The following is a 13,657-nucleotide window of genomic DNA, read 5'->3' as shown; positions in this document are numbered from 1 at the left end:
TCGAGGGGACTGTCACTGTGTGGGAATTGGTCAAATCCGGCGGCTGGATGATGCTGCCGATCATTTTGAGCTCCATCGCGGCATTGGGCATCGTCGCCGAGCGCCTGTGGACCCTGCGTGCCAGCCGTGTGACCCCGGAGCATCTGCTCGGGCAGGTCTGGGTCTGGATCAAGGACAAGAAACTCAACAAGGACAAACTCAAGGAATTGCGCGCCAACTCGCCGCTGGGAGAGATCCTCGCGGCGGGCCTGGCCAACTCCCGTCATGGTCGCGAGATCATGAAGGAATGCATCGAGGAAGCCGCCGCCCGGGTGATCCACGAGCTGGAGCGCTACATCAACGCCTTGGGCACCATCGCCGCCATGGCGCCGTTGCTGGGGTTGCTGGGTACGGTGCTGGGCATGATCGACATTTTCAGCTCGTTCATGGGCGGTGGCATGACTGCCAATGCCTCGGTGCTGGCCGGTGGTATTTCCAAGGCCTTGATCACCACGGCCGCGGGCCTGATGGTGGGTATCCCGGCGGTGTTCTTCCACCGTTTCCTGCAACGGCGCATCGATGAGCTCGTCGTCGGCATGGAGCAGGAAGCCATCAAACTGGTGGAAGTGCTGCAGGGTGATCGGGATGTCGACCTGGCCGAGGGCAAAGCGTGAAATTCCGTCGCAAGCCACGGGAAAATGTCGACATCAACCTCGCGTCGCTGATCGATGTGGTGTTTATCCTGCTGCTGTTTTTCGTCGTGACCACCACCTTTACCCGGGAAACCCAGTTGCGTGTCGACTTGCCGGAAGCGGTCAGTGGTTCCCCCGCCGAAGACCAGCAGGCCAAGCAGCTGGATGTCGCCATCAGCGCCGAAGGTGCGTTCTCGGTCAACAATCAGTTGTTGCCCAAGAATGATCTGGCCAGTCTGATCGACGCCTTGAAGAAAGAATCCAATGGCGACACCACGCTGCCGCTGTCCATCAGCGCCGATGGCAAGGCGCAGCACCAGGCGGTCATCACCGCCATGGATGCCGCCGGCAAGCTGGGGTTCACGCATTTGCGCATGACCACCGTTGAGGCGGCGCCGACTCCCTGATGGCCATCTCCGATCGTTTGCTCGCGGCGTGGTACGCCGGCCATCCGGCACTCAAGCTCTTGGCGCCACTGGAGTGGCTGTACCGGCGCGTGGTTACAGCCAAGCGTGAGCGGTTCCTGGCGGGTGAGGGTGAGATTTACCAGCCACCGATTCCCTTGATCGTGGTCGGCAACATTACCGTTGGCGGCACGGGCAAGACGCCCTTGATTCTGTGGATGATCGAGCACTGCCAACGGGCCGGCCTGCGGGTGGGCGTGGTCAGTCGCGGTTACGGGGCCACGCCGCCGCAACTGCCGTGGCGGGTCGAGCCAGAGCAGAGCGCGGCGGTGGCGGGTGATGAACCCCTGTTGATCGTTCAGCGCACCGGCGTTCCCTTGATGATCGACCCCGATCGCAGTCGAGCCGTTCAGGCGTTGCTGGCGGCCGAACCGTTGGACCTGATCCTGTCGGATGACGGGATGCAGCATTACCGCCTGGCGCGTGACCTTGAGCTGGTGCTGATTGATGCGGCGCGTGGGCTGGGCAACAAGCGTTGCCTGCCGGCAGGACCACTGCGCGAGCCGATCGAGCGCCTGCAAAGCGTCGATGCGGTGCTGTTCAATGGTGCCGAGACGGATCGCGACGAGGGTTTTGCCTTCCGCCTGCAACCGACTGCGCTGGTCAACCTGCTGACGGGCGAACGTCGCGGCCTTGAGCATTTTCCGGCGGGGCAGGCATTGCACGCCGTGGCGGGTATCGGTAATCCGCAACGTTTCTTCAATACCCTTGAAACGCTACACTGGCAGCCTGTAGCGCATGCTTTTGCCGACCACGCCGAGTACAGCGCGGCGACGTTGAATTTCATGCCGCCGCTGCCATTGGTCATGACTGAAAAGGATGCGGTGAAATGCCGGTCCTTCGCGGCACAAGACTGGTGGTACCTGGCGGTGGATGCGGTGCCATCACCGGCTTTCGTGGCCTGGTTCGATACGCAGCTGATGCGGCTATTACCCGCACGTCTTTTGCCTTAACACGCTTTATCCAGGGAGTTTTCATGGACACCAAACTGCTCGATATCCTTGCTTGCCCGGTCTGCAAAGGCCCGCTCAAGCTCAGCGCCGACAAAACCGAGCTGATCAGCAAAGGTGCCGGCCTGGCTTTCCCGATCCGTGATGGCATCCCGGTGATGCTCGAAAGCGAAGCCCGTACCCTGACGACCGAAGAGCGCCTGGACAAATGAGTACGGCTTTCACTGTGGTGATTCCGTCGCGTTTTGCGTCCACCCGCTTGCCGGGCAAGCCGCTGCAAATGATCGCCGGCAAGCCGATGGTCCAGCATGTCTGGGAACAGGCCAGCAAAAGCGGTGCCGAGCGTGTCGTGGTGGCCACTGATGATGTGCGCATCGAAGAGGCCTGCAAGGCCTTTGGCGCCGAAGTGGTGATGACCCGGGTCGATCACAACTCCGGCACCGATCGCCTGGCCGAAGTCGCCACCCTGTTGGGGCTTGCGCCGGACGCCATTGTGGTCAACGTGCAGGGTGACGAGCCGCTGATTCCGCCGAGTGTGATCGATCAGGTCGCCGCCAATCTGGCGGCCCACACCGAGGCCCGCATGGCCACCCTCGCCGAACCGATTGAAGACGCCGAAACCCTGTTCAACCCTAACGTGGTCAAGGTCGTCAGCGACCTGGACGGCCTGGCGCTGACGTTCAGTCGTGCGACCTTGCCATGGGCGCGTGACGCCTTTGCCAAGAGCCAGGACCACTTGCCGGCCGGTGTACCGTACCGCCGTCATATCGGTATCTATGCCTACCGCGCCGGTTTCCTGCACGACTTCGTCAGTTGGGGTCCGTGCTGGCTGGAAGACACCGAGTGCCTGGAGCAGTTGCGCGCCCTGTGGCACGGCGTGCGGATCCATGTCGCCGATGCATTGATTGCCCCACCGCCGGGGGTCGACACGCTTGAAGACCTCGAGCGCGTTCGTCGCCTGCTGGAGGCCTGATGCGGGTTTTGTTTGTCTGCCTGGGCAACATCTGTCGTTCGCCCACGGCCGAGGGTGTGCTGCGGCACAAACTGCGTGCAACGGGGCTGGCCGATCAGGTCGAAGTGGCTTCCGCGGGCACGGGTGACTGGCATGTCGGCAAGGCGCCGGACAAGCGAAGCCAGGCAGCAGCCTTGCGCCGTGGCTATGACCTGTCCGTGCAGCGCGCCCGGCTGGTGACGCGCGCGGATTTCTCCAGCTACGACCTGATCCTGGCCATGGACAGCAGCAACCTGCGCAACCTCAAGGCCTTGCAGCCGGCAAAGGGCAGGGCGGAGCTGGATCTGTTCCTGCGCCGTTATGAGTCGAGCGTGGACGACGTGCCGGATCCTTATTACGACGGCGAGCAAGGCTTCGAGCAGGTGCTGGACCTGATCGAGCAAGCCTGCGATTTGCTGGTGATTGAATTGAAGGGACGCTTATGACTTTGCACCTGCAGCCGCAGGTTTCGCTCAAGCCGTTCAACAGCTTTGGCGTGGATGTTCGTGCGCAGCTGTTCGCGCAAGCGCACAGCGATGCCGATGTGCGCGAAGCGCTGGCGTATTCGCACGCGCAGGCGATACCGCTGCTGGTCATCGGCGGTGGCAGTAACCTGTTGCTGACGGCGGATATCCCGGCGTTGGTGCTGCGCATGGCCACCCGGGGCATTCGTCAAGTGAGCGACGATGGCCGTCGGGTAGTGATCGAGGCCGAGGCGGGTGAAACCTGGCACCCATTCGTGCAGTGGACCCTGGCACAGGGGTTGTCGGGCCTTGAGAATCTCAGCCTGATTCCCGGGACGGTCGGTGCGGCGCCGATGCAGAACATTGGCGCCTACGGTGTGGAGATCAAGGACGTGTTTGCCGGTTTGACCGCACTGGATCGCCAGACTGGCGAGTTGCGGGATTTCACCCTGGCCGACTGCAACTTTGCCTACCGGGACAGCCTGTTCAAGCAGCAGGTTGGCCGCTGGCTGATTTTGCGGGTGCGCTTTGCCCTGGATCGCGTCGAGCATTTGCACCTGGAATACGGTCCGGTGCGTCAGCGGCTGACCGAGCAAGGGATCGAACACCCGACCGCGACGGATGTCAGCCAGGCGATCTGCAGCATTCGCAATGAAAAGCTGCCCGATCCCGCGGTACTGGGCAATGCCGGCAGCTTCTTCAAGAATCCGTTGGTCCCGGCCGCGCTTGCTGCCGAACTTCGACTCGCCCATCCGGGCCTGATCGGTTATCCGCAAGCCGACGGTCAGGTCAAGCTGGCGGCCGGCTGGCTGATCGAGCAAGCGGGCTGGAAGGGCTTTCGCGAGGGGGATGCGGGTGTGCATCGCTTGCAGTCGCTGGTGCTGGTCAACTATGGCGCCGCCACCGGGCTTGAATTGCTCGGCCTGGCCCGGCGCATTCAGAAAGACATTGCCGAGCGCTTCAACGTCGCGCTGGAAATGGAACCCAACCAGTATTGAGGCAGGCTTCAAGTTTCAAGCTTCAAGCCGAACGCCGACCTATGTAGGAGCGAGCACGCTCGCGATGTATTCAAGAGCAACGCGTTCAATCAGAAGGTACGCGTTATCGTTAGCGTCCATCGCGAGCACGCTCGCTCCTACATACGCATGCCAAAGCGGGGCTTTTTTGGCTGATGTCGGGCTAACCTGGCCTGCTGGCGAAGCCACGGCTTCGCAAGAGTGCCCGTTAGCCAGAGTCAATCTGCGCGTACCGAACCGTTGCAGTGCTGCGGTGGATTGCTCTATCCCATAACCCTTCCGATAGGCAGGCGTGCCCATGATTACCCTGAAGCTCAATGGTCAAGATCCTCAACAGGATGTCGTCGAGGAGGTGTCGTTGCTCTGGGCAATCCGTGACGCGTCCGGATGCAGTGGTCCCCGGTTTGGCCGACGGCAGGCTGAAGCCTGATGGTGGGCGCAATCATTCTCGCGGCCGGACAGGGCAGTCGTTACCGTCAGGTGGCGGGTGCCGATCAGGACAAGCTGTTGGCGCTGTGCCAGGGGCGCGACGGTGTTGTCCGGCCGGTGATCGAGCAAGCGCTGCGCAATGTGCCTGCACGTGTCGGAAGGCGGGTGCTGGTGACTACCCCGGATCGCCCTGAGGTGGCGCGACTGGCGCGAGCGTATGGCTGTGAAGTACTGCTGCTGGCGTCGACCGGAATGGGGGACAGCCTGGCGGCGGCCGTGGCTGTTTGTCCGGCGCTTGAGGGCTGGCTGGTGGTGTTGGGGGATATGCCGTTTATCTTGCCATCGAGCATCGAGCGGATTGTTGACGGCGTTGCAGTCGACACCATCAGTGTGCCGGTGCAGGGGGGCGAGTTTGGGCATCCCGTGGGATTCGGGCGGACGTTCGGCAAGGCGTTGATGGCGTTGTCCGGGGATCGTGGAGCCAAGCCGTTGTTTGCTTCGGCGAAGGTGGTGGAGGTGGCGGTGGAGGATCCTGGAGTGCTTTGGGATGTTGATGTGCCAGGGGCTCTGGTCTTCAAGTAGTCCCGGCGCTGTTTCATTGAAGGTCGGCGGTGACGTATAAAAAAGCCCCGCCTGGGTTACCAGGCGGGGCTTTTCAGTGGTGGACGGAATCAGGCGAGCGGTTTAGGCTCGTGCTCTTTTTCCAGGGCCTCGGGTTGTTGCTCTGCCGCTTCTTCGAAGGAGCGCAGGTTTTCGTCGATGGTCGGGGCGGCGGGTTCGGCAGTGACTTCGGCGGCCGGAGCAGGTGCTGCTTCCACCACTTCAGCCACGACGGCCGGTGCAGCAGCGGCTGCCAGTTCGGCTTCCTTCTGCAGGCGCTCGGCTTCACGCTTGCGACGACGCACTTCACGTGGGTCGTTCGGCGCACGACCATTTTCGGTCAGGGCGCTGACAGGGGCAGCTTCGACAACCGGTGCGGCCACTTCGGCAACCACTGGTGCCTCTACTGGCGCAGGTTCGGCAGCAGCGGCCACTTCGGCAACCACTTCAGCAACCGGTGCCGGTGCTTCGACGGCAACAGGCTCGGCAACCCAGTTGAATGCGGTTTGCTCTTCACGAACTTCCGGTGCCTGTTCAGCGACTGGCGCTTCAACGGCGGTAGGAGCTTCAACCGCAGGCTCTGCAATCGCGACGGGGGCTTCAGCCGCAGCTTGCACTTCAGGCTGGGCTTCAACCACTGGAGCAACTTCTACAGCAGGAGCGGCTGGCGCTTCGACTGGAGTGGTGGCTTCCACGACTGGCGCTTCAACCTGGGCCGTTTCTTCCTGGGCGGGTGCTTCAGTCGCGGCGGCAGTCGCACGTTCAGCCTGTTGGTGAGCCTGGGCTTCAGCAGGCGCGCTGATTACAGTGCTGGCAACGGCGGCGGTCACGGCCAGGCCGGCAGCCAGTTCAGTGCCCGTTGGCTCTTCGCTGCCTTCGGTCTCTTCCGGGCCTTCGATCACGTTGCCGTTGGCATCACGCTGACGCTCGCGACGGTTGCTGCGACGACGCTGACCGCGGGAGCGGCGGCGTGGACGATCGCCTTCGGCGTTTTCCTGGCCATCTTCCTGCAGTTGCTCTTCGTTGGTCGGCAGCTCTTCTTCGGCAGCAGCGGCGACAGCCTGTTCAGCACGTGGTTGACGCTCTTCACGCGGTGGGCGTGGCGCGCGTTCTTCGCGTGGCGGACGAGCCGGACGCTCTTCAGCGACAGCAGCAGCGGCTGGCGCGGCTGGCACGGCATCCAGCGGTTCGCGCAGTTCACGCACCGGGCGCTCTTCGCGCTCGCCACGTGGCTTGCGGTCTTCGCGCGGAGCGCGTGGTGCACGCTCTTCACGAGGTGGGCGAGGTGCGCGTTCTTCGCGAGCGACCACCGGGGCCTCTTCGCGGGCTTCGCGTGGCTGGCGTTCTTCGCGTGGCTCACGTGGTGCGCGCTCTTCGCGCGGTGCACGTTCTTCACGTGGCTTGCGCTCTTCATCGCGGCGGCCGTTACGGCTGCGGCTCTGCTGGCGACCGGTGCGACGTTCTTCGTTGCGTGCCGGACGCTCGGCAGCAGGCTTTTCAACCACAACCGGAGCCGCTGGCTCTTCCTTGGTGGCGAACAGGCTGACCAGCGACTTCACCAGGCCTTTGAACAGGCTTGGTTCAGGGACGGCAACCGGCGTAGGGGCTGGGGCCGGAGCAGCTACTTCGGTTGGAACCGGAGCATTGGCGCGGGCCGGAGCAGTTTTCACTGCCGCTTCCTGGCGAACCAGGGTGCGGGTTGCAGCGGCCGGCTGGACGTCTTCGACTTCGGCGGCAGCAGCGGCGATTTCATAGCTCGACTGGCCGGTAGCGGCTTCCGGGCTGTCATCGCGCAGGCGCTGAACTTCGAAGTGCGGCGTTTCGAGGTGATCGTTCGGCAGAATGACGATGCGGGCACGGGTGCGCAGTTCGATCTTGGTGATCGAGTTGCGTTTTTCGTTGAGCAGGAACGCAGCCACCGGGATCGGCACCTGGGCGCGAACTTCGGCGGTGCGGTCTTTCAGGGCTTCTTCTTCGATCAGGCGCAGGATCGCCAGCGACAGCGATTCGACGTCACGGATGATGCCGGTGCCGCTGCAGCGCGGGCAGACGATGCCGCTGCTTTCACCCAGGGATGGACGCAGGCGCTGACGGGACATTTCCAGCAGGCCGAAGCGCGAGATGCGACCGATCTGCACGCGTGCGCGGTCGGCTTCCAGGCATTCGCGGACTTTTTCTTCCACGGCGCGCTGGTTCTTGGCAGGGGTCATGTCGATGAAGTCGATGACGATCAGGCCGCCGATGTCGCGCAGGCGCAACTGACGGGCGATTTCTTCGGCAGCTTCAAGGTTGGTCTGCAGGGCGGTTTCTTCGATATCGCTGCCTTTGGTAGCGCGCGCCGAGTTGATGTCGATGGACACCAGGGCTTCGGTCGGATCGATAACGATGGAGCCGCCGGAAGGCAGTTCAACGACGCGCTGGAAGGCGGTCTCGATCTGGCTTTCGATCTGGAAACGGTTGAACAGCGGAACGCTGTCTTCGTACAGCTTGATCTTGCTGGCGTACTGCGGCATCACCTGGCGGATGAAGGTCAGGGCTTCGTCCTGGGCTTCAACGCTGTCGATCAGCACTTCGCCGATGTCCTGGCGCAGGTAGTCGCGGATCGCGCGGATGATCACGTTGCTTTCCTGATAGATCAGGAACGGCGCGGAACGATCCAGGGACGCTTCCTTGATGGCGGTCCACAGTTGCAGCAGGTAATCGAGGTCCCACTGCATTTCTTCGCTGCTGCGGCCAAGGCCGGCAGTGCGCACGATCAGGCCCATGTCGGCCGGGGCAACCAGGCCGTTCAGGGCTTCGCGCAGTTCATTGCGTTCTTCACCCTCGATGCGACGGGAGATACCGCCAGCACGCGGGTTGTTCGGCATCAGTACCAGGTAGCGACCGGCCAGGCTGATGAAGGTGGTCAGGGCGGCGCCCTTGTTGCCACGTTCTTCTTTTTCCACCTGAACGATGACTTCCTGGCCTTCGCTCAGGACGTCCTTGATGTTGACGCGGCCTTCAGGGGTCTTCTTGAAGTATTCGCGGGAGATTTCTTTGAGGGGCAGGAAGCCGTGGCGCTCAGAGCCGAAATCGACAAAGGCAGCCTCAAGGCTTGGTTCGATGCGAGTAATCCGGCCTTTATAGATGTTGGCCTTCTTCTGCTCGCGTGCACCGGATTCGATGTCCAGGTCGTAGAGGCGCTGGCCATCTACCAGTGCAACACGCAACTCTTCGGGTTGAGTTGCGTTAATCAGCATTCTTTTCATGTAGTACCGTCGGTTTCCGGGCTGCCGGAAACGGCGTTCGGCACACACGACTTCTCACGGTCGGTGTCAGGTGCGTCGGGAGTGGTTGGCCATTCCCGTGTCCAGCGATGTCCGGCCAATGTGGGCCTTCGTCGCGACGTACGCGTCCTGCTTGCTGTGGCTACTTAAGCACTCAGTCAGGAGGAGGAATCAACCGGCGACTGTGGACGAGATGAAGCGTCTAAATATAAGCCTAGTGCTACACGGTCCGACGGTTGTGCATCTCCACCCTACACGTATCCCTGATAATTCGGGTGCTGCCGCGCGCAGAATCCGCAGCGGGTTGGCATTTACCGTGTTCTCCAAAGGGGAGTCCACGCTCATGGCTACTCAAGACCGGGTGAGGGCGTTTTCGCCAGCACCCGGCTGTAACAGGCGTTGTTTCCGAAGCATTCGCTCAAGGTCTGATTCGAGACTGACTGCACTTTGTGAACTGGCCGTAAATATCGGCGTAACTGACGAATGGTACCGTCTGGTTGCGCTCGCTTCAGGCCTCATGTCACCTGCGCTTGTTACAATCACGAACCTTCCGATCGATGCGAAAGCCCCGTAGGACGGCCTCGCGTCCTGATGAATTGCGTTGGTCAGGGCCGGCAACTTGCCGTTTGTCCTCTGTCCAGGCCGCTTTTGGCGGCGTTCGCGACTATAGCAGCAATGATTAAGTGCTTCAATTCCATAAAAAATTGTTATCATTCCCGCCATGACGACTACAGCCCCCTCGACCCCAGCCGTACAACTGCTTGAGGTCTCGCCGGAATATGCCGGCCAACGTATTGATAACTTCCTTCTTGCTCGGCTCAAAGGCGTGCCCAAGACCTTGATTTACCGCATTTTGCGTAAAGGCGAAGTGCGAGTGAACAAGGGGCGGATCAAGCCCGAGTACAAGCTGCAGGCGGGCGACATTGTGCGCGTTCCGCCGGTTCGCGTGCCTGAGCGCGACGAGCCGGTGCCGCTGGCGCAAGGTCTGTTACAGCGCCTGGAAGCCTCGATTGTCTTCGAAGACAAGGCGCTGATCGTGATCAACAAGCCTTGCGGTATCGCTGTGCACGGTGGCAGCGGCCTGAGTTTCGGAGTGATTGAAGCCTTTCGTCAGTTGCGCCCGGATGCCAAGGAGCTGGAACTGGTCCACCGGTTGGACCGCGACACCTCCGGGCTGCTGATGATTGCCAAGAAGCGCAGCATGTTGCGCCATCTGCATACCGCCTTGCGCGGTGACGGCGTGGACAAGCGCTACATGGCGCTGGTGCGTGGCAATTGGGCGTCCTCCATCAAGAGTGTTCGTGCGCCGTTGCAAAAGAGCAACCTGCGCTCCGGCGAGCGCATGGTGGAAGTGGATGAGGAGGGCAAGGAAGCGCTGACCTTGTTCAAGGTACTGCGTCGCTTCGGTGATTTCGCCACCCTGGTCGAGGCCAAGCCGGTTACCGGGCGTACCCATCAGATTCGCGTCCATACCCTGCACGCTGGCCACTCGATCGCCGGAGACAGCAAGTACGGCGACGAGGATTTTTCCAAGGAGATTCGCGACCTGGGCGGCAAGCGCCTGTTTCTCCATGCCTACATGCTGACCGTGCCGTTGCCCGATGGTGGCGAGCTCAAGCTGCAGGCGCCTGTGGATGAGATGTGGGCCAAGACCGTGGAGCGCCTGAGTGCACCCTGACTACTCGCTGCTGATCTTTGACTGGGACGGCACGCTGGCCGACTCCATCGGGCGGATTGTCGAGGCGATGCATGTCGCCTCCGAGCGGTCGGGTTTTGCATTGTGTGATGACCTGGCGGTCAAGGGAATTATCGGTCTGGGTTTGCCGGAGGCGATTCGCACCTTGTATCCAGAGATCGGCGATGCCGAACTGGTGGCCTTTCGTCAGCACTATGCCGATCACTACGTCGCCCTGGAGTCCGAGCCTTCACCGTTGTTTGAAGGTGTCGCCGAGTCGCTTGAAGCGTTTCGGGCCGAGGGCTATCAATTGGCGGTCGCCACCGGCAAGGCGCGGCGCGGACTCGATCGAGTGCTCAAGTCCCATGGCTGGGAGGCGTATTTCGATATCACCCGCGCCGCCGACGAGACGGCCAGCAAGCCGCACCCATTGATGCTTGAGCAGATTCTGGCGCATTGTGGTGTTGGTGCCGGGCGGGCGTTGATGGTCGGGGATTCGTCATTCGACCTGCAGATGGCGCGTAATGCTGGCATGGCGTCCGTGGCGGTCAGTTATGGGGCTCAATCCATCGAGGCGTTGCGCGCGTTCGAGCCGCGACTGGCCATAGATCATTTTTCGCAATTGCGCGCCTGGCTGGGTCAGCGGGCCAATTAAGTTTGTGTTGGGGTGGATGCAATGACTGACGAATGGAAAGCGCCCGACAAGGCCAAGTCTGAAGGCGGCGAAGACAAGAGCTGGAAGTTGCTGGAGAAGACCCTGCTTGCGGGTGTGCAGGAGCAGCGTCGTTCGCGGCGCTGGGGGATTTTCTTCAAGTTGTTGACCTTTGTTTATCTGTTTGTCGCGCTGATTCTGTTCACGCCGCTGATGGATATGGAGAAGTCCGCGGCGCGTGGTCCGGGCTATACCGCGTTGATCGATATTGCTGGCGTGATAGCCGACAAGGAACCGGCCAGCGCTGACAACATCGTCAGCAGTCTGCGGGCGGCGTTCGAGGACACGAAGGTCAAGGGTGTTGTGTTGCGCATCAACAGCCCGGGCGGCAGTCCGGTGCAGTCGGGTTACGTGTATGACGAGATTCACCGCCTGCGTGGCTTGCACCCGGATACCAAGGTGTATGCGGTGATTTCCGATATTGGTGCCTCGGGCGCTTATTACATTGCCAGTGCTGCGGATGCGATTTATGCCGACAAGGCCAGTCTGGTGGGTTCCATTGGAGTGACGGCGGCTGGTTATGGGTTTGTCGGTACCATGGAGAAGCTGGGTGTCGAGCGTCGCACCTACAATTCGGGTGAGCACAAATCGTTCCTTGATCCGTTCCAGCCGCAAAAAGCTGAAGAGACTAAATTCTGGCAGGGCGTGCTGGATACGACGCACCAGCAGTTCATTGCCAGCGTGAAAAAAGGGCGTGGTGATCGCCTGAAGGACAAGGAGCATCCGGAGCTGTTTTCCGGCTTGGTCTGGTCGGGCGAGCAGGCGTTGCCGCTGGGGCTGATCGATGGCCTGGGCAGTGCCAGTTCGGTGGCGCGGGACGTGATTGGCGAAAAAGAACTGGTCGACTTCACCATCGAGGAGTCGCCGTTTGATCGCTTCTCGAAAAAGCTGGGGGCGAGCGTGGCTGCGCAACTGGCCATGTGGATGGGCTTTCAAGGTCCTGCATTGCGCTGATCGCTGTTTTGTAAAGGAAACCGGCCTCGATGGCCGGTTTTTTTTGCATTGGTCTCAGGGGATTTGCACGCCCTCTGCCAGCAGCATGTCCACCAGGCGTATCAGTGGCAAACCCACCAGGCTGGTGGCGTCCGGGCCCTCGGTGCTTTGAAACAGGCTGACGCCCAGTCCTTCGGCCTTGAAGCTGCCTGCGCAGTCATAGGGCTGCTCGGCGTGCAGGTAGTGCTCGATGCGCTGCGGGTTGAGGGTGCGCATGTGTACGGTGAAGGGGATGCAGTCGAGCTGGCACAGGCCTGTCTGGCTGTTGAAGAGGGCCAGGCCGGTGAGGAAGGTCACGCTGGTGCCGCTGGCGGCCAGTAGCTGCTCGCGGGCCTTCTCGAAGGTGTGGGGCTTGCCGATGATGCGTCCATCCAGTACGGCGACCTGGTCCGAGCCGATAATCAGGTGTGCGGGGTGGCTGTCGGCCAGCGCTCGGGCTTTTTCCTCGGCCAGGCGTTTTACCAGTTCGATGGCGGGCTCGCCAGGCTGGTGGCTTTCGTCGATATCCGGCGACTGGCAGGTGAATGGCAGCTGCAGGCGAGCCAGTAATTCACGGCGATAAACCGAGCTTGAAGCGAGTAATAAAGGCAGCATGCGGCTCTCCAGAAGTCAGCCGATAATTCTAGCGGGGCTTCCAAGTGACGGACAGGGCTGAATTTCCTTTGACATGGGCGGGGGCATCCCTATAATGCTGCGCCTATGTTGAATGACCCGATTCCACCTCACGTTGACCCGCGCAAATTGGCTGATCGTGGCACCACCCTCCAGGGTGAAATGCTGCTAGCCGATTTGGAGAGACTCTGCGACCCGCTTTCCGACACTGTCGGTACGGTGCAGGCTAAATTCGTTTTTGAACGAGATGAACGTAAATCTGTGGTGATCCACAGCTTTATCGACACCGAGGTCAAAATGGTTTGCCAGCGTTGTCTTGAGCTGGTCACCCTGCCGATTCACAGCGAATGCAGTTATGCTGTGGTAAAGGAGGGTGCGAATACCCAGTCGTTGCCGAAAGGTTATGACGTGCTGGAACTGGGCGAAGATCCTTTGGATCTGCAGTCACTGATCGAGGAGGAGCTTTTGCTCGCCTTGCCCATTGTGCCTGCTCATCATCCGGAAGAATGCCAGCAGCCGGCGGGTCTCGATGAGCCCGAACCGAGCGAGGACGAGGTAACGCGGTCCAACCCGTTCAGTGTATTGGCGCAGTTAAAGCGTGACCCAAACGTTTAGGAGTTAATCAATTATGGCTGTTCAGCAGAACAAAAAATCCCGCTCCGCCCGTGACATGCGTCGTTCGCACGATGCTCTCGAGGCAAGCACCCTGTCCGTAGAAAAGACCACTGGTGAAGTTCACCTGCGTCACCACGTATCGCCAGAAGGCGTATACCGTGGCCGTAAAGTGATCGACAAGGGCGCTGACGAGTAATCC

At 61.2% G+C, this 13,657-nt stretch carries 15 protein-coding genes and 1 pseudogene; 14 read left to right on the top strand and 2 right to left on the bottom strand.

What is annotated here, in order from left to right:
- Nucleotides 1–17: 17 nt before the first annotated feature.
- The 9 genes and pseudogenes from CKW07_RS04290 to CKW07_RS04250 all read left to right on the top strand — a co-directional run bounded on the left by CKW07_RS04290 (nt 18) and on the right by CKW07_RS04250 (nt 5,567).
- Nucleotides 18–653 (top strand): MotA/TolQ/ExbB proton channel family protein, encoded by a 636-nt coding sequence (locus tag CKW07_RS04290; RefSeq protein WP_172736474.1) that lies wholly within the window; start codon nt 18–20, stop codon nt 651–653.
- Entirely contained in the window at nt 650–1,078 is a 429-nt protein-coding gene (locus tag CKW07_RS04285) for a biopolymer transporter ExbD (RefSeq protein WP_095078804.1), read from the top strand. Before CKW07_RS04290 ends, CKW07_RS04285 begins: the two co-directional genes overlap by 4 nt.
- Nucleotides 1,078–2,088 carry a tetraacyldisaccharide 4'-kinase gene (gene lpxK, locus CKW07_RS04280; protein ID WP_095143748.1) on the top strand — a complete coding sequence of 337 codons (1,011 nt, stop codon included), beginning with the start codon at nt 1,078–1,080 and terminating at the stop codon, nt 2,086–2,088. Before CKW07_RS04285 ends, lpxK begins: the two co-directional genes overlap by 1 nt.
- A gap of 23 nt (nt 2,089–2,111) precedes the next feature.
- Entirely contained in the window at nt 2,112–2,297 is a 186-nt protein-coding gene (locus CKW07_RS04275) for a Trm112 family protein (protein WP_095078806.1), read from the top strand.
- A complete protein-coding gene (kdsB, locus tag CKW07_RS04270) occupies nt 2,294–3,058 on the top strand; it encodes a 3-deoxy-manno-octulosonate cytidylyltransferase (protein WP_095143747.1) in 765 nt (254 codons plus the stop codon). Before CKW07_RS04275 ends, kdsB begins: the two co-directional genes overlap by 4 nt.
- Entirely contained in the window at nt 3,058–3,522 is a 465-nt protein-coding gene (locus CKW07_RS04265; RefSeq protein ID WP_095143746.1) for a low molecular weight protein-tyrosine-phosphatase, read from the top strand. The genes kdsB and CKW07_RS04265 overlap by 1 nt, the downstream gene beginning before the upstream one ends.
- Complete coding sequence (gene murB / locus CKW07_RS04260; RefSeq protein WP_095143745.1) at nt 3,519–4,538, top strand: UDP-N-acetylmuramate dehydrogenase; 1,020 nt, start codon at nt 3,519–3,521, stop codon at nt 4,536–4,538. The genes CKW07_RS04265 and murB overlap by 4 nt, the downstream gene beginning before the upstream one ends.
- A gap of 316 nt (nt 4,539–4,854) precedes the next feature.
- Nucleotides 4,855–4,965 (top strand): annotated as a pseudogene (locus CKW07_RS25625) ((2Fe-2S)-binding protein); the annotation flags it as partial.
- Nucleotides 4,966–4,985: 20 nt separating this feature from the next.
- Nucleotides 4,986–5,567 (top strand): NTP transferase domain-containing protein, encoded by a 582-nt coding sequence (locus tag CKW07_RS04250; protein WP_095143744.1) that lies wholly within the window; start codon nt 4,986–4,988, stop codon nt 5,565–5,567.
- Nucleotides 5,568–5,656: 89 nt separating this feature from the next.
- Here the strand turns inward: CKW07_RS04250 and rne are convergent, their stop codons facing one another.
- Nucleotides 5,657–8,833, bottom strand: a complete 3,177-nt coding sequence (gene rne / locus CKW07_RS04245) for a ribonuclease E (RefSeq protein ID WP_095143743.1) — start codon at nt 8,831–8,833, stop codon at nt 5,657–5,659.
- Nucleotides 8,834–9,572: 739 nt separating this feature from the next.
- On the opposite strand from rne, the gene rluC reads away from it, so the two are divergent.
- Genes rluC through CKW07_RS04230 form a run of 3 tightly spaced genes read left to right on the top strand, consistent with a single transcriptional unit; the run spans nt 9,573 to nt 12,192 of the window.
- Complete coding sequence (gene rluC / locus CKW07_RS04240; RefSeq protein ID WP_095143742.1) at nt 9,573–10,529, top strand: 23S rRNA pseudouridine(955/2504/2580) synthase RluC; 957 nt, start codon at nt 9,573–9,575, stop codon at nt 10,527–10,529.
- Nucleotides 10,519–11,181, top strand: coding sequence for an HAD-IA family hydrolase (locus CKW07_RS04235; RefSeq protein WP_095143741.1), 663 nt, complete (start codon nt 10,519–10,521; stop codon nt 11,179–11,181). The genes rluC and CKW07_RS04235 overlap by 11 nt, the downstream gene beginning before the upstream one ends.
- Nucleotides 11,182–11,202: 21 nt before the next feature.
- Nucleotides 11,203–12,192 carry a S49 family peptidase gene (locus CKW07_RS04230; protein ID WP_095143740.1) on the top strand — a complete coding sequence of 330 codons (990 nt, stop codon included), beginning with the start codon at nt 11,203–11,205 and terminating at the stop codon, nt 12,190–12,192.
- Between the two features lie 54 nt (nt 12,193–12,246).
- Here CKW07_RS04230 and CKW07_RS04225 read toward each other — a convergent pair whose 3' ends face one another.
- Nucleotides 12,247–12,825 carry a nucleoside triphosphate pyrophosphatase gene (locus CKW07_RS04225; protein WP_095143739.1) on the bottom strand — a complete coding sequence of 193 codons (579 nt, stop codon included), beginning with the start codon at nt 12,823–12,825 and terminating at the stop codon, nt 12,247–12,249.
- Nucleotides 12,826–12,930: 105 nt separating this feature from the next.
- Here CKW07_RS04225 and CKW07_RS04220 point away from each other — a divergent pair, with 105 nt between their 5' ends.
- Entirely contained in the window at nt 12,931–13,458 is a 528-nt protein-coding gene (locus CKW07_RS04220) for a YceD family protein (RefSeq protein ID WP_008152342.1), read from the top strand.
- 13 nt (nt 13,459–13,471) lie between these two features.
- Complete coding sequence (rpmF, locus tag CKW07_RS04215) at nt 13,472–13,654, top strand: 50S ribosomal protein L32 (RefSeq protein WP_003179396.1); 183 nt, start codon at nt 13,472–13,474, stop codon at nt 13,652–13,654.
- The last annotated feature ends 3 nt before the right edge of the window (nt 13,655–13,657 follow it).

The organism is Pseudomonas sp. Irchel s3b6 (genome assembly GCF_900187415.1).
Classification (GTDB): domain Bacteria; phylum Pseudomonadota; class Gammaproteobacteria; order Pseudomonadales; family Pseudomonadaceae; genus Aquipseudomonas.
Note: the sequence above shows the minus strand (reverse complement) of the source record. Positions and strands in the feature narration are given on the sequence as shown.

Bases quoted from the DNA above. Each gene is read 5' to 3' on its own strand.
- kdsB (WP_095143747.1), top strand. From the start codon at position 2,294: ATGAGTACGGCTTTCACTGTGGTGATTCCGTCGCGTTTTGCGTCCACC.
- CKW07_RS04225 (WP_095143739.1), bottom strand. From the start codon at position 12,825: ATGCTGCCTTTATTACTCGCTTCAAGCTCGGTTTATCGCCGTGAATTA.
- CKW07_RS04275 (WP_095078806.1), top strand. From the start codon at position 2,112: ATGGACACCAAACTGCTCGATATCCTTGCTTGCCCGGTCTGCAAAGGC.
- CKW07_RS04265 (WP_095143746.1), top strand. From the start codon at position 3,058: ATGCGGGTTTTGTTTGTCTGCCTGGGCAACATCTGTCGTTCGCCCACG.
- murB (WP_095143745.1), top strand. From the start codon at position 3,519: ATGACTTTGCACCTGCAGCCGCAGGTTTCGCTCAAGCCGTTCAACAGC.
- rpmF (WP_003179396.1), top strand. From the start codon at position 13,472: ATGGCTGTTCAGCAGAACAAAAAATCCCGCTCCGCCCGTGACATGCGT.
- CKW07_RS04230 (WP_095143740.1), top strand. From the start codon at position 11,203: ATGACTGACGAATGGAAAGCGCCCGACAAGGCCAAGTCTGAAGGCGGC.
- CKW07_RS04250 (WP_095143744.1), top strand. From the start codon at position 4,986: ATGGTGGGCGCAATCATTCTCGCGGCCGGACAGGGCAGTCGTTACCGT.
- rluC (WP_095143742.1), top strand. From the start codon at position 9,573: ATGACGACTACAGCCCCCTCGACCCCAGCCGTACAACTGCTTGAGGTC.
- rne (WP_095143743.1), bottom strand. From the start codon at position 8,833: ATGAAAAGAATGCTGATTAACGCAACTCAACCCGAAGAGTTGCGTGTT.
- lpxK (WP_095143748.1), top strand. From the start codon at position 1,078: ATGGCCATCTCCGATCGTTTGCTCGCGGCGTGGTACGCCGGCCATCCG.
- CKW07_RS04220 (WP_008152342.1), top strand. From the start codon at position 12,931: ATGTTGAATGACCCGATTCCACCTCACGTTGACCCGCGCAAATTGGCT.